This is a genomic window from Paraburkholderia tropica (genome assembly GCF_900109265.1).
Classification (GTDB): Bacteria; Pseudomonadota; Gammaproteobacteria; order Burkholderiales; family Burkholderiaceae; genus Paraburkholderia; species Paraburkholderia tropica.
In genome coordinates this window covers 52,273-71,325 of the sequence record NZ_FNZM01000003.1, presented here as the reverse complement: position 1 = coordinate 71,325, position 19,053 = coordinate 52,273, and the positions used below count along the sequence as shown (strand labels likewise).

The following is a 19,053-nucleotide window of genomic DNA, read 5'->3' as shown; positions in this document are numbered from 1 at the left end:
CTTCTGTCGCGCGAAGCGGCACAGGCATTCGCTTTCGGTACTTACCCCAGGCGTACCCCAGGTCGTGTGACGTTTCAATTCCTTCATTGGAGGCATGGTCATGACGTGCCTGAACGAAAGGATTGTCGGCGCAATCATTTTTATGCTGAGCGGATATGCATTCGCGGACGGCATCGCGACCGATGCGCCCGGAACCCTGACGCTGGCGAACATCGCGCCCACCCTGCCCATGGAAGTCGTCGCGGCGATACCCGAGCCGCAACGCTACGTCTATCGCTACGAGATGGCGTATCAGAGCCGCACGCCCGGCGCGCCAGAGACGCAATTCGAGAACTTCTACAGTGCGGATGTCGCGCACGAGTACCGCTTCGCCGATGCGAAGGCGGCGGCAGGCAGCGCGCCGCCCGGTGCGGCCGGCCAGCCCGCGCAGGCGTATCTGCGCATGGGGCCGTCCACGGCGCCGCAGCTCTCGATCATGCAGATACCCAACTCCACGCTCACGCTCGGCGCGCAGCCGCAACGCCGCCTGTCGCTGATCGTTGACGACTGGGTGTTCTCCGGCACGGCGCGCGTGGCCGTGCTGCACTCGCACGACACGGGTGCGACGCTGACCGTGCGCCACGGTTTCTAGCGAGCCGCAACGAAGCCGGCGTTACGCCGAAGCGAGCGGCCCGTCGAACGACACGCGGTCGCGGCCGCCGCGTTTCGCCGCGTAGAGCGCGGCGTCGGCGAGACCATAGGCCGTGTCGAAGTCGGTGCCCGCCGCGTTGTCGCTCACGCCGAAACTCGCGGTGATGCTGCGGCTCACCGGATCCGGAAACGCGTGCGCCGCGATCGCCGCGCGCATGCGCTCGGCCAGATCGAGCGCATCGCGAATCTCGAAGCCCGGCAACACCACCGTGAACTCCTCGCCACCCACGCGGCCGATGAGACCGTGCTCGCCCAGAATCCCACGCAGGCAGTTGACGATGCCGAGAATCACCGCGTCGCCCGCCGGATGGCCGAAGTCGTCGTTGACCTTCTTGAAGTCGTCGATATCGAGCAGGATCATCACCGCGCGATCCGCGCGCAACGCCTTGACGGTGCGCTCGATCACCGCGCTGCGATTGAACACGCCCGTGAGCGCGTCGTGCGTCGCGCGATAGTGCAGTTGCTGCGTCAGCGCCTGCATCTCGCGCTCGGCGCGGTCGCTGCGCCCGATCAGGCGGCGCGTCTCGCGCATCAGGCGCTCGTAATGGCGGATCAGTTCGTCGAGCGCCTGGCGATAGGCGTTGGCATCCGCGTGCGGGTCCGCGCCGATCGCGCGCGCGCGTTCGAGCGCTTCGCTCTCGTTGCGAAACAGGTCCGGCGCATGATCGTGAGAGACCTCGCGGCGATATGCGGTGGCGTCCACGCCCGCGGTCCTCAAGTCGCCACCGGACAATCGTTGAACTGGATCGCCGTGAAGTCGGTCTGCAACTCCTCGCCGAATTCGAGGATCGTCTCGTCTTCCTCGTCGCGATACCAGTTCACCTGCACCTGATTGCCCGCCGATGCCGCGCGGTCGAGCGCGTCGAACACGCTGAACAGCATCTTCGTGCTGGAGCTGTTGAAATACGTGAGCGTGACTTCGACCGTGATGGTCGCGGCCGTGCTCGCATCGAGCCACGCGTTGAGCTGCTCGATGATCGGCGCGTAGAACGCGGCGGCGTTCTCGGGATACGACTCGCCGCGAAGCGAAAGCCATTGCTGATCGAAGCGGAAATCGATTTCCGGCGAAGTCGCCGTGGCGGCGATAAATAGGTTTTCCATTCTGTAACCGGCCCTGGTCAGATGATGGTCTTGAGGCAAAAGAGCGTGGTCTCGGGATCGTCCTCGCGCGGATAGAACGCGAATTCGAGCGGCGCGCTCGCATCGCGCGCCATCGTCAGAAAGCCCAGCCCCGCGCCCTTGCTTTCGGTCGGCGTGTCCGCGCGCAGCGACAACTTGTAGGCCTGCTTGATTTCCTCGATCGACATGGAACGCAGCGGCTCCAGCTTCTCGCGCAGATCGTTCACGGCCACCGTCGCGATCGGATTCATGCACACCATCAGATGGCGCTCGCCGTCGGCGGAAATGCACATCGCGCCTTCGCGCACCGCGCCGCCCTGCTGCCAGTTCTCGGAGAGCGCATCGGACGAGTAATGCACGATGTTCTGCGAGATTTCGATGAACGATGAGAAGATCTTGCGGCGCGTCGGCCCGCTCAGTCCGGCCACTTCCAGTTGCAGCTTCACGACCTCGCTCATGGCGGCCACGATGCTGTGGGAGAAATAGCCCTTGTGATAAAAAATCAGGTTGCGCTGACGCGCAATTTCAAAGAAACAATGGTTCTGATCCAGAATGGCAGACATATTCGTGGATTGCCTTAAACACGTGCAAAGAAAAGTGTGACGTCGTCGCGGCGCGCCTGCGCGCCTTGCCACTTGCCCAGCGCCTCGAGCAGGCGCGCCGAAATTCCGGCGGGCGTGTTCTCGCGGTCGGCAAGGATCAGTTCGAGCGCGCGGCGTTTGCCGAACGCGATCTTGCGCGGGCCGCCGATCTGATCGGTCAAACCGTCGGTCGAGACGAACAGCAGATTGCCTGGCGGCACGTCCACGGTATGCAAACCCCACGCGTAGTCGGCGAGACTGTCGACATAGCCCACGCCCATGCGGTCGCCCGCAATGCTTTCGAAGGCGTCGGCGTCGGGGCGCAATACATGCAGCGCCACGCGCGCGCCCGCGAACAGCAGTTGCGCGCGGCTCGCGTCGTACCAGAAGAACGCGGCGTCGAGACCGTCGTTGGATTGCGGCGCGTCGCCCACGCCGTTGATCTGGCCGAGCAGCGCCTTCACGCTGCGATTGACCGCCGCCAGCAGCGCGGACGGATCGCGCGGACCCAGTTGCTCCAGCGCCTGCGAAAGCGACGCCGACGCCAGCAGCGTCATGAACGCGCCCGGCACGCCGTGACCCGTGCAGTCGGCCACCGCGCCGAACCAGCCGTCGGCGAACGCGGCGAAGTGATAGAAGTCGCCGCCCACCACGTCGCGCGGTTCCCAGACGAGCGCCGCGTCGGGCAGCGTGGTCGAGAGCGTTTCGCGCGAAGCGCGCAGCATGGCTTGCTGGATCACGCTCGCATACTCGATGCTCTGCATGATCTGGCGATTCTTCTCCGCCTGCATTTCCGCGACGATGCTCAGCAGACGCAGCCCGTTGCCCACGCCCAGGAAACGGCCTTCGCGCGTGACGATGAAGCCATCCACCAGCGCCTTCTCGCCCACCTCGACGGTCTTGAACGTGAGCGCCTCGATGCTCATGTCCGCCTCGACGATCAGCGGCTCTTTGTCCATGAACGCGATGCAGCTTTTTTTATCGTAAAGCTCGCGATGAAACGGCTTGCTCATTTGCGACAGAAAAATATCGCGATTGATCAGGCCGATGGGGCGATCGTTTTCGATCACCGCCAGACTGGCCATATCGCGCCGCGAATAGAAAATCTCCATCACCAGAGAATTTGAATCCGCAGCGTCGATGGCCGGTACGTCCTGTGCCAATTCCCCGGCGCTACGCGGACCTGCTGAAAGTCCCGGACGACGAAACTGCGCAAGCGCGGGATGCATGGCTATCCGTTCCAATAAATAAGGAAAACCAGCACGCTAATGACTCTTTATGTCAGTTTCGTTACATTCGTCTGAGAAATAGCTCGAATCGATGCGTTCGCATTCGACGGCTTGCACGCTAACGTTTGCGCGTTTTTTGTCTGCTCGAAGCGGGTAATTTTGACTGCCCCGCGCACGCGGAGCCTTTTTTTGAGGGTTGCGGTGCAACACGCCTCGCGGCGCGAATGCACGATGCACCGTTAGCGGCATGCGCGCGGCGCGAATGGATTATTTCTGGAAATTAAATAAATAACGCCAGTTGGCAATCGTTAATCGCGGCGCGATTTATTTCGAAAAGAGCGAATCGCCATCTGGTTTTTTTATCAGCGATTCAAGCATGCATGTCGAGCGTCGATACGCGATTGCGGCCTTCGAGCTTGGCCTGGTACATCGCACGGTCGGCGGCGTCGAGCAGCGTCTGCGCGATGCTGGCCGCGTCGTCGCGGTTCGTTGCAGCGGAATCGGCGCGATGTGCGCGATGGGCCCGATAAGCGGAAACGCCAATCGACACGCTCAGCTCGAGGCACGCGCCGTCCTCGCTATGGACTACGATCGATTGCACCGCGCGCCGGATGCGCTCGGCCACGTTGAGCGCGTCGGGCATATCGCATTGCAGCAGCGCGACGAATTCCTCGCCGCCATAGCGCGAGATCGTGTCGCCCACGCGCACATGCTGACGCAGCGCGACGCCAATCGCCGCCAGCGCCTGGTCGCCCACCGTATGACCATGCGCATCGTTGATCTGCTTGAAATGGTCGATGTCGATGAACAGGCACGAGATCGGCTCGGCGTGATGCGCCGCGCGATACACGTCGTGATGCAGGCGCTCGTCGAAATAGTGCCGGTTCGACAGGCCCGTGAGCCGGTCGGTGATGCCGATCAGGCGCAGATGCTCGCGGTGCGCGACGTTGTCGAGACTCAGCGCGGCGACGTTTGCAAAGCGTTCGAGCAGATCGGTCGCCATGCTCGCCTCGTAACGATGCGGGTCGCCGCTCGCGAGGCACAGATAGCCGAGCACCGCGTCGTGCGCGCAGAGCGGCAGCACGATCGCGCTGCCCTTGTGCGCGCGTGCGTCGATAAAAGTGTCGCGGGTCGCCGCGTCGAGTTCGCTCGCCGGGCCCAGCCAGCAATGCGCAAGGGCGGCCTGCGCGCCGCACAGACGCGCGAGCGCCGCACCGTGGCCGCGCCCGGCTTTCAGGCACGCAGCAGCGGCTTCATGCGGCGCGTCGATCTCCAGCAGCTCGCGCAGCAACGGTTCGCGCTCATCGACCCAGAGACTGACCGACGCAAGCGCGAACACTGTGCGAAGCCGCACGAGCACGCCGTCGAGAAAAGTGCTCCAGTCGCGCGCGCCGATCAATTGCAGCTCAACGCTCTGAAAGCTTCGTAGTGTGCGCTCGTTGCGCTGCACGGTTTCGATCAGCGTAGCCAGATCGCTTGCGGCGGGGGTCGCGGAGTCGGTCAAAATGCGCGCAGGAAATGCCAAATATTACTAATTACGGCAAATTACGAAATTGCTTGAGCGATTTGCGCAATCGGTACGCGTGCACAGCGCTTCGCGGCGGGCCGTTCGTATCATGCGACCGTGCGGGCGATCCCTTACAATGAGCCGCTTTCGGGCCGCGTTGCCGGGCGCGCTTGTCGTTCGTTCACGGCGCGTTTATCGTCGGCCCGACGTCTGCCTTTCTCCCGCCTCGCCATGAATCGTGATATCGAACGCGCGCTCGACGCCGCGCAACAACACGCCGCCGCCGGGCAAACCGACGACGCCGCGCGTCTCCTGCAAGACGTCCTGAACCACGCGCCCGATCACGGCGAAGCACTCGAAGGTCTCGGCTATCTCGCCGCGCGTCAGGGCGATCACGCGCGCGCCGCCGATTATCTCGTGCGTGCGGCGGCCAATATGACGATGTCGACGGAGCAATTGCATTTCGCCGCGCAGGTCTGCCAGCTCGCGCAGCGTCACGCCGATGCACTCGCGCTTTACGAACGCGCACTCGCGCGCTCGCCGCATCACGCGGAATCGGTGCTGGGCGTGGCGATGGCGCTGATTCGTCTGGAGCAGCCGGCGCGCGCGCTGGCCACGATGGAGCAACTCTGCAAATTGCAGCCGCGCTCGCCCGAAGCGCATTACAACCGCGGCACGCTGCTCGGCACCATGGCGCGCTACAACGAGGAACTCGACGCGTACCGGCACGCCATCGCGCTCAATCCGCGCTTCGTGCTCGCGCATGTGAATCTGGGCGTGGCGCTGCGCGATCTCGGGCGTTTCGACGAGGCGATGCAGCAGTTCAAGAAGGCGCTCAGCATCGATCCGAACGATGCGGGCGCGCGCACGAATCGCGCGCAGACCAATTTGCTGCGCGGCGAATTCGAGCACGGCTGGCGCGAATACGAATGGCGCTGGCGCGACGGCAGCCAGGATCACGGCTTCCCGGCGCAGACGCTCTGGACCGGCGCGCAGCCGGTCGCGGGCAAGACGCTGTTCGTGCATCACGAACAAGGTTATGGCGACACGCTGCAATTCCTGCGTCTCGTCGATCGGTTGAGCGCGGCGGGCGCGCGCGTCGTGCTGCGCGTGCAGGACGCGCTGTTGCCGCTTCTGCGCGGCTATCGCGGCGCGGCCGAGGTGATCGGCGAAGCGGACGCAGCACCGCCGTTCGACTATCACATCCCGCTGTTGAGCCTGCCTTTCGTGCTGAAATTGCGCGCGGCCGATCTGGCCGCGACTGCGCCGTATCTCGATGCCAACGTGGATACCGCGCCATGGAACGACGTGCTCGCCGATAACAACGGCAGCAGTGATGGCAGCAGCGAGCGCAAACCCAACATCGGCATCGTCTGGTCGGGCAGCCGCACGCATCTGAACGACCGCAATCGTTCTATGACGCTCGAACAGCTCTTGCCGCTCTTCGACGCCGACGCGCGCTTTTTCGCGCTGCAACCGGATATCCGCGAGCGTGATCGCGACACACTCGCGCAACTCGAACAACGCGGCGTGCTGCGCGACGTGTCGGCGCGCCTTTCGAATTTCGCCGACACCGCCGCGTTCATTTCACGGCTCGATCTTGTGATCAGCGTGGATACGGCCGTGGCGCATCTCGCAGGCGCGCTCGGCAAGCCGGTGTGGATCGCGCTGCCCTTCATGCCCGACTGGCGCTGGCAACTCGCGCGCAGCGATACGCCGTGGTACGCGAACGCGCGCCTGTTTCGCCAGACGCGGCGCGACGACTGGTCGAACGTGGTCGGCGAGTTGCGCGCCGCGCTCGACGCGCTGCCGCGCGACTGATTCGGCGCGAGGCTTGACGCTCACGCGTGCAGCTTGAGACCTTTCACGGCCTTGTCGACGGCCTTCTTCGGCCCGTGCAACGCGATGCCCACGAGATTCAGATGGTCCGCGTCCTCGGCGCGAAACACCTCGCGATTGGCGGCGTCGTGGCCCGTCGAGAACATCGCGTGCACATAGGGCACGATCCGCACCTCGCGCGAAATCGCCTGGCGATGCGCGGCCTGCAAGCCCGGCAGATCGGCGGTGAACACCATCATCGGCTGGCCGAGCATGCGGCCGTACCGACGCCCGGCGGCGTCCTCGTACGGTTCGCCCAGCGCGTCGGGCGCGGCGGCGGCCACGCCGGTCGCGAGAAACGCGACCACATTGAGCTTTTGCCAGACGGCGAGATCGTCGCGCACGATCAGGGCCACTTTCGTATCGAACATGATTGCATCCGGAATGAACAAGCCGCCCATGATCGGCGACGTCCGGGGCATCAGTCTGGAACGTTTGTGCACATGCGCCGGTAGGCGGCGGGCGTCATCCGGTAGGCGCGGCGGAACCAGCGTCCGAGGTGGCTCTGATCGGCGAAACCGACTTCCGCCGCGACCTGCGCGGGCGTGCGCCCCGCCGCCAGCAGACGGCGCGCGGCGCGCAGCCGCAAGCGCACCAGATACGCGTGCGGCGACGTGCCGAACGCGCGCTGAAACAGCCGCGTGAGCCGGAAACGGTCGATGCCCGCGATCTGCACGAGGTCGTCGAGGCCGAGGTTGCCGTCCATGTGCGCGTGCAGCGCGTCGCGCACGCGCGCGATCGCGGGCGGCGCCGCGCTGCTGTTCAGGTGAGCGGCATCGGCCAGTGTCTCGCGCAACTGGCCGCCGAGCAGCATCAGCAGGCGGTCGAGCGACTGGTCGCGCGCGAGGCGGCCCTCGTCGCCGTAGATCGCGAGAAAGGCCTGACGAATCGACTCGACGAGCGCGCGGTCGTCCACGAGCGTCTGGCCGAACGCGGCCTCCACGCGGCCGAGGCCGGGCAGGTCGAGCCGCTGCGCCGCGTGCGCGACCCACGTCTGCGGCAGGTAGAGCATCGCGTAGGTGAAGCCCTCGGTCTCGGGCGCGTGGCCGTCGTGCAACGCGCCCGGCTCGATCAGGATCGCGCGGCCCGGCACGCTCGTGTGCAGCGCGCGATGGCACTGGAAACGCTGGACGCCCTGCTCCGTGTAGCCGATCAGCATGTCGTCGTGATCGTGCGGATCGTAGGCGTGGCCGCTGAAATGCGCGCGCAGGCCTTCGATGCCCGTCTCGGCGTCGCGGCGCGCGACGAGCCAGTTGCCGTCCACGCTTGCATCGGCGTTCGCATCGGTCATCGCGTTCGTCATGATGGGCGGGAATCCTCGTCTTCGGCAGCGGAATCAGCTAACCAGTTTACGTCAGCCGCGCGCGCCCTCGTGTTACAGAACGCTTTCGGCGCGGCAGGCGGATGGAACTCCGCGCGCGGCGCGCGGGTCCGTCAAGGTATCGCACTTGCTCACAGAGAACGTTCACGTTCAACCGAAGCGAAATCATGCCGACGAATACCCCCGCAAGCACCGCGAACCAGGCCGCCAAGCTGCCCGCCGATCCGCACACCGCCCAGAACCCGCAAGCCGCGCCGCGCGCGAGCGCGTCGGCCGCCGGCGAACATCCCGCGCCGCCCTGCACGCTCGTGATCTTCGGCGCGGGCGGCGACCTGACGAAACGCCTGCTGATGCCGGCGATCTACAACCTCGCTGTCGACGGTCTGCTCGACGGCGGCATGCAGATCATCGGCGTCAATCACGGCGAGCGCGCCACCGACGCCTGGCGCAACGACCTGCACGACGCACTCGCGCAATTCGCCGCCGACAAGGCCAGCACCTTTCACGCCGGCAAGCTCGACGAACGCGCGTGGGACTGGGTCGCGCAGCGTCTGCACTACATGGCCGGCGACTTCGAGGACGACGCGCCTTATCAGCAGCTCGCACAAAAGCTCGACGGCGAAAAACGCGGCAATGTCGTGTTCTATCTCGCCGTGGGCGCGCGCTTTTTCAAGCCGATCATCGAGCGGCTCGGCAAGGCGGGTCTGCTCAAACAGGACGGCGATGGCGACAAGAATGGCGATCAAGGCAGCGGCCCGTTCCGCCGTATCGTGATCGAAAAGCCCTTCGGCACCGACCTCGCCACCGCGCGCGATCTGAACCAGCATCTGCTGCGTTTCGCGCAGGAATCGCAGGTCTATCGCATCGACCATTTTCTCGGCAAGGACACCGTGCAGAGCATTCTCGCGGTGCGCTTCGCGAATGCGATGTTCGAGCCCATCTGGCGGCGCGAATATATCGACAGCGTGCAGATCACGGCGTCGGAAGTGATCGGCGTGGAAGGACGCGGCAGCTTCTACGAGCCGACCGGCGCGTTCCGCGACATGGTGCCGAACCATCTGTTCCAGTTGCTCGGCATGATCGCGATGGAGCCGCCGAACTCGTTCGACGCGGAGTCGGTGCGCAACCGCAAGGCCGAGATCTTCGACGCACTGCAGCCACTCAAACGCGAGGACGTGGTGTTCGGGCAATACGCGAAAGGTCCGGCGGGCGCGGCGTATCGCGACGAACCGAACGTGGCGAAGGACAGCACGACGCCCACTTATGCGGCCGCGCGCGTGCATATCGACAACTGGCGCTGGGCGGGCGTGCCGTTTTATCTGCGTACCGGCAAGCGGCTCGCAGCGCGGCACACGGAAATCTCTGTGCAACTCAAGAGCGTGCCGTTCCGGCTGTTTCGCGACACGCCCGTCGACGCGCTCACGCCGAACGTGCTGACGCTGCGCATCGACCCGACGCACGGCACGCGCTTCGATTTCAACGTGAAGGTGCCGGGGCCGGTCATGCGAGTGGGCCCGGCGTATTCGTCGTTCGACTACAACCAGTTCTTCGCGGAGCAGGCCAACGTCGGCTACGAGACGCTGCTGTACGACTGCATGCTCGGCGACCAGACGCTGTTCCAGCGCGCCGACAGCATCGAGTCCGCGTGGGCCGCCGTCGATGGCGTGCTGCATCCGCGCGGCGCGCCGATACCGGTGCACGACTATCCCGCAGGCAGCGCCGGCCCCGCCGAAGCCGACGCGCTGCTCGCTCGCGACGGACGCGCCTGGCGCGCGCTCGCTGCGGACGAGCCCGCAAGCTCATAAACTCGAGTTATCGCACGGACGAACCATGGAGGAGCGAGTGGCAACAGCACGAAAAACAACGACGCCGAGTACGTCGGGTACGCGGAAAGCAACGGCGAAGCGCGCTACGGCGGTTAAAAAGACCAGCTCGAAGCAAACCGTGGCGAAGCAAGCCCCCGCCAGACGCACGCGCGAGCCCGAAAACATTCTCGCCATCGACATCGGCGGCACCGGCCTGAAAGCGGCCATCATCGACGCGAACGGCACCATGCGGACCGACCGCGTGCGCGTGGCGACGCCACATCCGTGTCCGCCGGATCTGCTGGTCGAGACCCTGCATACGCTCGTTCAGCCGCTGGTCGAGCAATATCCGCCGCAGCACATTTCGATCGGCTTTCCGGGCTTCGTGCGCGACAACCGCGTGCTCACGGCGCCGCATCTCGGCGTGGACGGCTGGAACGACGTGCCGCTCGCGCGGCTGCTCGGCGAGCGGCTCGGCGTGGCGTCGGTGCGCATGATCAACGATGCGGAAATGCAGGGTTTCGCCGCCATCGAAGGACGCGGCCTCGAATTCGTGCTGACGCTCGGCACGGGCGCGGGCACCGCGCTGTTCCGCGACGGCGAGCTGATGCCGCATCTCGAACTCGCGCATCATCCGGTCAGCAAGAAGCACGCGTATGACGAATATATCGGCGACGCGGCGCGCAAGAAGGCGGGCAACAAGCGCTGGAACGCGCGCGTCGAGAAGGTGATCGGCATTCTCGAATCGCTCGTGCATTACGACAAGCTCTGGATCGGCGGCGGCAATGCCGAACGGCTCACTTTCACGCTGCCGCCGAACGTGGCGACCGTGCCGAACGATCGCGGCATCGAGGGCGGCGCGCGGCTATGGCATCCGCGCTCGATGCGCGAGACGCGGCAGTTGGCCGCCGCAACGCAGCGCACCGGCGAATTCGAGTAGACGCCGACTGCCCGATCGACCGCGCGCGGCCGCGCTTACCAGCGCAGCAGCCGCGGCCCGAGCCACGCGCCGATGGCGGCGGGCAGCAACATGCCGATCGCGTACCAGACGCTCCAGAACGCCGGGCTCATCTCCGGGCAATGCGCGCAGTAGGCGATGGTCGCCAGCGCGCTCGCGAACAGTCCGGCGGCGGCGCCCGCCACGCGCGGGCGCGTCGGCGCGAGACCGCGCGCGGCCCAGAACACCGCCGCGAACGTGGGCACCGACAGCAGCACGATATTGAACGGACAGGTGCGCCACGAGAGGCCGAGCACGAGCGTCGCGCGCTGCGCGGGTTCGGCTGCGCCGAGCGTGATCCAGCCGCCCGCCCACACGGCCACGAACGGCACGACCAGCAACGCCCACGCATAACCGCCACGCACACCGGGACGGCCGACACGGCTCACCGCGAGCGCCGCCGCCAGCGCCACGCAAACCGGAAACGCGAGCTTGGCCCAGAAGATCGGCGTCTGCGCGACCGTCAGCAGATCGTGGCGCACACCGAACACGATGCTCATCAGCACGAGCGAACCCGCGAAACCCAGCGGCAGCGCGCGCGCGAAGCGGCGCAGCACGACCTTGCGGTCCACTCTGGCGACGCCCGTCGACAGCAGGCTGATCAGGTCGTCGGTTTTCATTGCGCCCCCCGGATGCGCGCGGCGAGCGCCTTGAGGCCGCGGTGGATGCCCACTTTCACCGCCGATTCCGAAAGCCCCGTGAGCTTCGCCGTCTCCACCACCGACATGCCTTCGAGCTTCACATGCACGATGGGCAGGCGCTGCTTGTCCGGCAACTGGTCGAGCAGCTTGCCGATGTCGCGGCGCGCCTGCGCCGGTTCGTCGTCGGGCGTGGCGAACAGATCGGCATGGTCGTCGAGCGGATCGTTGAGCGATTCGCGGCGCGCGCGCGAGCGGAAAAAGTCCATCAGTTTGTAGCGGGCGATCGCATGCACCCAGGCCGTGAGCGGTTCGTCGGGACGCCACGTGTGACGCGCGTTGTGCACCGCGAGCAGGATTTCCTGCACGAGATCTTCGACGTCGTCGTGCAATTGCGGAATGCGGCGGCGCAGATAGCCGCGCAAATGACGCGTCAACTCTTGCAGGAAGCTGCGATAAGCGTCCGCGTCACCTTCCAGTCCGCTGACGAAGAGCGCTTTGAGACGGATTTCCGCGGGATACAAAGGGCGTCCTGGGCTGTCGCAGCGGTCGGTTGGCGTGACGGGAGCGCCCGCCTGGTGAAAGCTTGCAACGGGCTTGCGGCTGGCCGAACCCGCGTGTAATACGGGTTCGATGCTCCGAGCGTAGCCGAACCCGTTGCGCATCGCAATAGCGCCCGCGCCGACGCCGTCGCCACCTCCGCTGTCGGGTTCCTGCATCCGCCATCGCTTTGCCGCTTTTGCCCAGCTCACCTTGTTGATGCTCCGTATTCGTTCGCCCATACGCCGCTCGCTCGCGCGTGCTGTGTCGACGTAATTCGTCGCGGGCGGCGCGCCGGTTACACGCGGCGTGAATTGAATCGCGCGGCGCAGCGCGGCACGCGCGAAAATTTTTCACGCGCGCTGTAACCGGCGAAGCGCACGCGGCGAATTCACCGTAACCGCAACGCACTTGCCCCACGAGGAATTCGCCATGGGACCGACCACCGGAACGCCGAACGCCATCGAGCACACCACGCCGCCAGCGTCGCCTGCGGCGCGCCGAGAACGCCCGATTCATCCGCTCTGGCTGCGCGTCACGCACTGGCTCAACGCGCTCGCGGCGCTCGTCATGATGTTCTCGGGCTGGCGCATCTACGACGCCTCGCCGGTGTTTCGCGGCGTCGTCATTCCGCCGTCGATCACGCTGGGCGGCTGGCTCGGCGGCGCGCTGCAATGGCATTTCGCGGCGATGTGGCTGCTGTTCTTCAACGGCCTCGTCTATCTCGGCCTGAATCTCGCGAGCGGCCGCCTGTTCGCGAAGTTCTTGCCGCTGAGTCCGCGCGCCGTGCTGCGCGATCTGCGCGCCGCGCTCGCGGGCAAGCTCTCGCACGCCGACCTGCGCGAGTACAACGCCGTGCAGAAGCTCGCGTATCTCGTCGCCATCGGCGATCTGATCGTGCTGGTGCTGTCGGGTCTCGCGATCTGGAAGTCGGTGCAGTTTCCCGTGCTGCGCGAACTGATGGGCGGCTACGACCGCGCCCGCGTGGTGCACTTCTGCGCGATGGCGCTTCTCGCGGCGTTCGTCGTGGTTCACGTGACGATGGTCGCGCTCGTGCCGCGCTCGCTGCTCACGATGTTGCGCGGACGCTGAACGCCGCGCCGTTTCGCGAAACCGGCATCGAGATTTCCATAAGGATTCCAAATGAATACGAAGAATACGCGCATCGTCACCGTGGACCGCGCGGCGATTCTCACCGACGCGCGCCGCGCGATCGACAAGCTCGACATGCCCGCGCGGCGTCTGTTCGGCAAGCGCCTGCTCACGCTCGGCGGCCTCTCGATGCTGACCGGCTGTTCGATCACCGACGACGCCTCGGTCAACACGCTGCTTGGCGCCGTGTCGCGTCTGAACGACCGCGTGCAGGCGTTCATCTTCAATCCGCACCAGCTCGCGCCGACTTATAGCGAAGCGCAGATCACGCGGCCGTTTCCGTTCAACGCGTTCTATAGCGAGGATCAGGCGCCCGTGGTGGATGGCGGCAGCTACCGGCTCAAGCTCGGCGGGCTCGTGAGCGGCCAGCGCGTGTGGACGCTGCCCGAACTCTACGCGTTGCCGCGCGCCGATCAGATCACGCGGCATATCTGCGTGGAAGGCTGGAGCGCAATCGGGCGCTGGGGCGGCACGCCGTTCGGCGACTTCCTGCGCCGCGTGGGCGCGGACACGAGCGCGCACTACGTGGCCTTTCGCTGCGCCGACGATTACTACGAAAGCATCGACATGGCCACGGCGCTGCATCCGCAGACGCTGCTCGCGTTCGATTATGACGGCCAGCGTCTGCCCGCCAAATACGGCTATCCGATGAAGCTGCGCATGCCGACCAAGCTCGGCTACAAGAACCCCAAGCACATCGTCGAGATTGTCGTCACGAACACATATCCGGGCGGTTACTGGGTCGACCAGGGCTACAACTGGTTCGGCGGTTCGTGACGCTTCGCTATTTTCGCCTCGTTTTTTTCACCTCGTTTTTTCACTCCGCTTTGCGCGGTACATTTCACTCACCAGGAGCACGCTCATGAAGAAGATCACGATCGCCGCACTCGCCGCCGTTTCCCTCGCCGCCACGCTGGGCCTGAGCGCGGGCAGCGCCTTCGCGCAAAGCAACGGCGCGATGTCGAACGACGCCATGTCGAAAGACAGCATGCAGAAGGACACGATGGGCAAGGACGCCATGTCGAAGGACGACATGGGCAAGGGCGGCGCGATGTCCCACGACAAGGCCAGCAAGCCGATGAAGAAGGACAGTGCCATGGGGATGGACCACGGCGCATCGGGCGCGATGTCGAAGTAAGTATCGAAATAAGCGCCACGCGCAGGTCACGTCGCCAGCCGCGCTCCCCGCTCACGCGGGAGCGCAGTTTTTTTTGCCCGCTTGATCGCCTGGCCGGGCCTCCCGCGGGGCATCCTTAACATGCACATCTGAAATCTTTATACGAAATCACTATTTAAATTGCGCATGACGCGGTGATAGGCTGCATTCGATCGGCGGCGTGGCGTTCGTGCGCGCCGCGCTCTCCCCCAACACGACAATGCGCGCCGGCGGCGATCCGGCGTCCGCCAGCCCAGGAGTCACGATGAGCGTCGAATTCATAGGCATGATCCAGCAGCGCAAGGTATCTGAAACCCATCTTGCGCAAGGCCCCGCAATCGACGTCGACTATGTGCGCCAGTTCGCGCAGGCGCACGAAAACGCCGGATTCGACCGCATTCTCGTGCCGCACAGCTCCGTGAGCCCGGACGCCACGCTCACCATCGCCTACGCCGCGAGCGTGACCTCGCGCGTGCATTTCATGCTCGCGCACCGTCCCGGCTTCGTCGCGCCGACGCTCGCCGCGCGCCAGCTTGCCACGCTCGATCACTTCTCGGGCGGCCGTCTCGCGGTCCACTTCATTTCGGGCGGCAGCGACACCGACCAGCGCCGCGACGGCGACTTCCTCACGCACGACGAACGCTACGCGCGCACCGACGAGTATCTGCAGATCCTCAAGCGTGTCTGGACCGAGGAGAAGCCGTTCGATCACACGGGCCGCTTTTATCGCTTCGAGCAGGCGCATTCGGAAATCAAGCCGCGCCAGCAGCCGCACGTGCCGATCTATTTCGGCGGCGCGTCGGCGGCCGCGCTCGAAGTCGCGGGCAAGCACGCCGACGTCTACGCGCTGTGGGGCGAATCGCAGCAGCAAGTGAAGGAACTGATCGATCGCGTGCGCGGCGAAGCGGCCAAACATGGCCGCAGCGTGCGCTTCTCGGTGTCGTTCCGCCCGATTCTCGCCGACACGGAAAAGGCCGCGTGGGCGCGCGCCGAGCACATCCTCGAAGCAACGCGCCGTCTGCGCGCCGAACAGGGCGTCGCGGCCGGCGGCCCGTTGCAGAGCGAAGGCGCGCGGCGTCTGCTCGCGGCGAGCGGCGACGGCGTGCGCGCCGACGATCGGCTGTGGACCGCCGTCGCGAAGGAAATCGGCGGACGCTCGAATTCGACCGCGCTCGTCGGCACGCCCGAGCAGGTCGCGCAGACGCTCGCCGAGTATCACGCGCTGGGCGTCACGACCTTCCTGATTCGCGGCTTCGATCCGCTCGAAGACGCCATCGACTATGGCCGTGTGCTGATTCCGGCCACGCGCGAACTGACCTCGCGCTTGACCGCTTCAAAAGCGGTGTCGAAGGCGGCTTGATCGACGAACCGGAACGCATCATGACCACCACGCTCGATATCGCCCAGGATTTCCGCCAGCCGCCCGTGCGCCGCTTCTGGTTCGACGACGACACCGCCGCCAGCGCGCGCAGCGTCGCCGAAGAACGCCGTCATCGCCAGGAACGGCTCGCGGGCGCGTTTCGCCTGTTCGCACGCTACGGCTTCGATCAGGGGCTCGCGGGCCACATCACCGCGCGCGACCCCGAATGGCCCGACCACTTCTGGGTCAATCCGCTCGGCCTGCACTTCGGGCGCATCCGCGTCTCGGACCTGCTGCTCGTGAACCGGCACGGCGAGATCGTGGTCGGTCACGGCCCCGTCAATCAGGCCGCCTTCGCGATTCACGCCGCCATCCACGAAGCGCGCCCCGACGTGGTAGCCGCCGCCCACACGCACTCGCTCTACGGCAAGGCGTGGTCGACGCTCGGCCGCACGCTCGATCCGCTGACCCAGGACGCCTGCTCGTTCTACGAGGACCACGCGCTGTTCGACGATTTCCAGGGCGTCGTGCTCGATACCGGCGAAGGCGCGCGCATTGCCGCCGCGCTCGGTCAGCACAAGGCCGCGATCCTCAAGAATCACGGCATCCTGACCGCCGGCCCGAGCGTGGAGGCCGCCGCGTGGTGGTACATCGCGCTCGACAACGCCTGCCACGCGCAACTGCTCGCCGAAGCGGCGGGCACGCCGCAGCGCATCCCGCACGACGTGGCCGCGCTCACGCATCAGCAGGTGGGCCGCCCCGGCGGCGCGCAATACGCGTTCGAGAGCCTTTACGCGGGCCTCGTCGCCGCCGAACCGGAGTTGCTCGACTGATGGCGATCCACAAACTGCGTCACTTCGTCGGCGAGATCGCGTGTCTCGTCGACGAAGCGCCCGAAGAACCTGCGCTGATCGAACGCGGCCTCACCGCCTTGCGCGATCTCGTACGCGACGACGACTGGCTGCCCGACGCGTTCGCGCAACCTTCGCCCGAGCGCTATTGCCAATATCTGCTGCACGCCGACGCGCGCGAACGCTTTTCGGTCGTGAGCTTCGTCTGGGGGCCGGGTCAACGCACGCCCGTGCACGACCATACGGTGTGGGGGCTCATCGGCGTGCTGCGCGGCGCGGAGTATGCGCAGGCGTACCGGCGCGACGCGCAGGGCGCGCTGCGCGAAGACGGCGCGGAAGTGCGTCTCGCGCGCGGCGACGTGGAAGCGGTCTCGCCCGCCATCGGCGACATTCATCGCGTGCGCAACGCCTTCGACGACCGCGTGTCGATCAGCATCCACGTGTACGGCGCGAACATCGGCGCGGTGCGCCGCGCGACCTATCCCGCCGACGCGCCGCCCAAACCGTTCATCTCCGGCTATTCGAACGACCTTCTCCCGAACCTCTGGGACCTCAGCAAGGAACACCCCGTCACATGAAGTCATTTCCCACGCGCAGCCTTCACGACGTGCGCGCCGCCCTGCTCGCGAAACGCGAAATCGCCCTGCTCGACGTGCGCGAGGAAGATCCGCACGCGCAATGCCACCCGTTGTTCGCGGCGAACCTGCCGCTCGCGAAACTCGAACTCGATGCGTGGACCAAACTGCCGCGCCGCAACGTGCCGATCATCCTGCTCGACGACGGCGAAGGCTTCGCCGAACGCGCGGCGCAGCGGCTCGACGCGCTCGGTTATACCGATGTCGCGCTGCTCGAAGGCGGTCTGCGCGGCTGGATCGATGCGGGCGGCGAGGTGTTTCGCGACGTCAACGTGCCGAGCAAGGCGTTCGGAGAATTCGTGGAAGCGCAGCGTCATACGCCGTCGCTGTCCGCCGAGTCCGTCGATGCGCTGCTGCGCAGCGGCGCCGACGTGGTGGTGCTCGACGCGCGCCGCTTCGACGAATACCGCACCATGAACATTCCCGGCAGCATCAGCGTGCCGGGCGCGGAACTCGCGCTGCGCGCCCGCGCGCTCGCGCCCAATCCGGCCACGCGCGTGATCGTCAATTGCGCGGGGCGCACGCGCAGCATCATCGGCGCGCAATCGCTCGTGAATGCGGGGCTGCCGAATCCGGTCGCCGCGCTGCGCAACGGCACGATCGGCTGGACGCTCGCGGGACAGACGCTGGAGCACGGCAGCGCGCGCCGCTTCGACACACACGCGGGCCGCGACGACGCCACGCTCGACACGTCGCAACGCGCGGCGCGCACGCTGGCCGACCGCGCGGGCGTGGGCCGCACGACGATCGCCGAAGCCGCGCGCTGGGCGGCGGACACGCAGCGCACGACTTATCGCTTCGACGTGCGCACGCCCGAGGAATACGAACACGCGCATGCGGGCGGCTTCGTCGGCGCGCCCGGCGGTCAGCTCGTGCAGGAAACGGAAATGTTCGCGCCGGTGCGCGGCGCGCGCGTGGTGCTGTTCGACGACGACGGCGTGCGCGCGAACATGACGGCGTCGTGGCTCGCGCAGATGAATCACGATGTGTATGTGATCGACGATGCGTCGTCCGCCGACCTCGATGCGCACGGCGCGTGGCAAGCACAAAAACCGTTACCCGCGCCCGTGACGTCGATCACGCCCGAGGCACTCGCGGCGCGGCTCGCCGAAGCGGATCACGGCACCGTGGTGCTCGATTTCACGTCGAGCGCGAATCACGTGAAGGCGCATATTCCGGGCGCGTACTGGACGCTGCGTTCGCATCTCGCGCCCGGTTTCGCCGATCTGCGCGCGTTGCCCGACGCGAAGCGTTACGTGGCCGTGTGCATGACGAACGCGCTTGCGCCGTTCGCGGCGCCCGACATCGCCGCGCTCACGGGCAAGCCCGTCGAGGTGCTGGAAGGCGGCACGTCGGCGTGGATACGCGCGGGGCTGCCGGTGGAGGAAGGCGAAGCGACGCTGGCCTCGCCGCGCATCGACCGCTATCGGCGTCCGTATGAAGGCACCGGCAACGCCCGCGAGGCGATGAACGCGTACCTCGAATGGGAGTACGGACTCGTCGATCAACTCGGGCGCGACGGCACGCACGGGTTCTTCGTGATTTGAGCAGTGTGTTTTGAGGCTGGAAAACAAGGCTCGAAATGAGCCTTGTC

The 19,053-nt window shown here is 66.1% G+C and carries 20 protein-coding genes; 11 read left to right on the top strand and 9 right to left on the bottom strand.

Annotation, left to right across the window (positions count from 1 at the left end):
- Positions 1-142 precede the first annotated feature (142 nt).
- The gene (locus tag BMY06_RS04905; RefSeq protein ID WP_231957639.1) at positions 143-631 is read left to right on the top strand and encodes a hypothetical protein; all 489 of its coding nucleotides are present in this window, start codon (positions 143-145) and stop codon (positions 629-631) included.
- 21 nt (positions 632-652) lie between these two features.
- On the opposite strand, the gene BMY06_RS04900 is transcribed toward BMY06_RS04905, so the two are convergent.
- The 5 genes from BMY06_RS04900 to BMY06_RS04880 all read right to left on the bottom strand — a co-directional run bounded on the left by BMY06_RS04900 (position 653) and on the right by BMY06_RS04880 (position 5,123).
- Positions 653-1,393, bottom strand: a complete 741-nt coding sequence (locus tag BMY06_RS04900) for a GGDEF domain-containing protein (protein ID WP_074981845.1) — start codon at positions 1,391-1,393, stop codon at positions 653-655.
- Positions 1,394-1,404: 11 nt separating this feature from the next.
- Positions 1,405-1,791, bottom strand: a complete 387-nt coding sequence (locus BMY06_RS04895; protein ID WP_074981843.1) for a DUF1987 domain-containing protein — start codon at positions 1,789-1,791, stop codon at positions 1,405-1,407.
- A 17-nt stretch (positions 1,792-1,808) separates the two neighbouring features.
- A complete protein-coding gene (locus BMY06_RS04890) occupies positions 1,809-2,372 on the bottom strand; it encodes a SiaB family protein kinase (protein WP_074981841.1) in 564 nt (187 codons plus the stop codon).
- Between the two features lie 14 nt (positions 2,373-2,386).
- Positions 2,387-3,502 carry a SpoIIE family protein phosphatase gene (locus BMY06_RS04885; RefSeq protein ID WP_074981839.1) on the bottom strand — a complete coding sequence of 372 codons (1,116 nt, stop codon included), beginning with the start codon at positions 3,500-3,502 and terminating at the stop codon, positions 2,387-2,389.
- Between the two features lie 487 nt (positions 3,503-3,989).
- Positions 3,990-5,123, bottom strand: a complete 1,134-nt coding sequence (locus BMY06_RS04880) for a GGDEF domain-containing protein (RefSeq protein ID WP_074982163.1) — start codon at positions 5,121-5,123, stop codon at positions 3,990-3,992.
- Between the two features lie 234 nt (positions 5,124-5,357).
- On the opposite strand from BMY06_RS04880, the gene BMY06_RS04875 reads away from it, so the two are divergent.
- On the top strand, positions 5,358-6,947 hold the full coding sequence (locus BMY06_RS04875; RefSeq protein WP_074981838.1) for a tetratricopeptide repeat protein: 1,590 nt from the start codon (positions 5,358-5,360) through the stop codon (positions 6,945-6,947).
- 20 nt (positions 6,948-6,967) lie between these two features.
- Here BMY06_RS04875 and BMY06_RS04870 read toward each other — a convergent pair whose 3' ends face one another.
- The gene (locus BMY06_RS04870; RefSeq protein WP_074982162.1) at positions 6,968-7,375 is read right to left on the bottom strand and encodes a DUF2000 domain-containing protein; all 408 of its coding nucleotides are present in this window, start codon (positions 7,373-7,375) and stop codon (positions 6,968-6,970) included.
- Between the two features lie 50 nt (positions 7,376-7,425).
- Positions 7,426-8,307: an AraC family transcriptional regulator gene (locus BMY06_RS04865; RefSeq protein ID WP_074981836.1), complete on the bottom strand. Its 882-nt coding sequence runs from the start codon at positions 8,305-8,307 to the stop codon at positions 7,426-7,428.
- A 185-nt stretch (positions 8,308-8,492) separates the two neighbouring features.
- On the opposite strand from BMY06_RS04865, the gene zwf reads away from it, so the two are divergent.
- Together zwf and BMY06_RS04855 are read left to right on the top strand one after the other, a co-directional pair.
- Positions 8,493-10,130, top strand: coding sequence for a glucose-6-phosphate dehydrogenase (zwf, locus tag BMY06_RS04860; RefSeq protein WP_080180894.1), 1,638 nt, complete (start codon positions 8,493-8,495; stop codon positions 10,128-10,130).
- Between the two features lie 139 nt (positions 10,131-10,269).
- Positions 10,270-11,070, top strand: coding sequence for an ROK family protein (locus tag BMY06_RS04855; RefSeq protein ID WP_074981834.1), 801 nt, complete (start codon positions 10,270-10,272; stop codon positions 11,068-11,070).
- A gap of 35 nt (positions 11,071-11,105) precedes the next feature.
- Here the strand turns inward: BMY06_RS04855 and BMY06_RS04850 are convergent, their stop codons facing one another.
- Together BMY06_RS04850 and BMY06_RS04845 are read right to left on the bottom strand one after the other, a co-directional pair.
- Positions 11,106-11,747: a DUF1109 domain-containing protein gene (locus BMY06_RS04850; protein WP_074981832.1), complete on the bottom strand. Its 642-nt coding sequence runs from the start codon at positions 11,745-11,747 to the stop codon at positions 11,106-11,108.
- Positions 11,744-12,289, bottom strand: a complete 546-nt coding sequence (locus BMY06_RS04845) for a sigma-70 family RNA polymerase sigma factor (RefSeq protein ID WP_074981830.1) — start codon at positions 12,287-12,289, stop codon at positions 11,744-11,746. Before BMY06_RS04845 ends, BMY06_RS04850 begins: the two co-directional genes overlap by 4 nt.
- A gap of 448 nt (positions 12,290-12,737) precedes the next feature.
- Here BMY06_RS04845 and BMY06_RS04840 point away from each other — a divergent pair, with 448 nt between their 5' ends.
- The 7 genes from BMY06_RS04840 (at position 12,738) to BMY06_RS04810 (ending at position 19,006) form a co-directional block, all read left to right on the top strand.
- Positions 12,738-13,397 carry a cytochrome b/b6 domain-containing protein gene (locus tag BMY06_RS04840; protein ID WP_074981829.1) on the top strand — a complete coding sequence of 220 codons (660 nt, stop codon included), beginning with the start codon at positions 12,738-12,740 and terminating at the stop codon, positions 13,395-13,397.
- Positions 13,398-13,448: 51 nt separating this feature from the next.
- Positions 13,449-14,234, top strand: coding sequence for a molybdopterin-dependent oxidoreductase (locus BMY06_RS04835; RefSeq protein ID WP_074981827.1), 786 nt, complete (start codon positions 13,449-13,451; stop codon positions 14,232-14,234).
- An 85-nt stretch (positions 14,235-14,319) separates the two neighbouring features.
- Positions 14,320-14,595, top strand: coding sequence for a pentapeptide MXKDX repeat protein (locus tag BMY06_RS04830; RefSeq protein ID WP_074981826.1), 276 nt, complete (start codon positions 14,320-14,322; stop codon positions 14,593-14,595).
- Between the two features lie 283 nt (positions 14,596-14,878).
- Complete coding sequence (locus BMY06_RS04825; RefSeq protein ID WP_074981824.1) at positions 14,879-15,973, top strand: LLM class flavin-dependent oxidoreductase; 1,095 nt, start codon at positions 14,879-14,881, stop codon at positions 15,971-15,973.
- 20 nt (positions 15,974-15,993) lie between these two features.
- Entirely contained in the window at positions 15,994-16,806 is an 813-nt protein-coding gene (locus BMY06_RS04820; protein WP_074982159.1) for a class II aldolase/adducin family protein, read from the top strand.
- On the top strand, positions 16,806-17,402 hold the full coding sequence (locus BMY06_RS04815; protein ID WP_074981822.1) for a cysteine dioxygenase family protein: 597 nt from the start codon (positions 16,806-16,808) through the stop codon (positions 17,400-17,402). The genes BMY06_RS04820 and BMY06_RS04815 overlap by 1 nt, the downstream gene beginning before the upstream one ends.
- Complete coding sequence (locus BMY06_RS04810) at positions 17,399-19,006, top strand: rhodanese-related sulfurtransferase (RefSeq protein WP_074981820.1); 1,608 nt, start codon at positions 17,399-17,401, stop codon at positions 19,004-19,006. The genes BMY06_RS04815 and BMY06_RS04810 overlap by 4 nt, the downstream gene beginning before the upstream one ends.
- Positions 19,007-19,053: the final 47 nt, after the last annotated feature.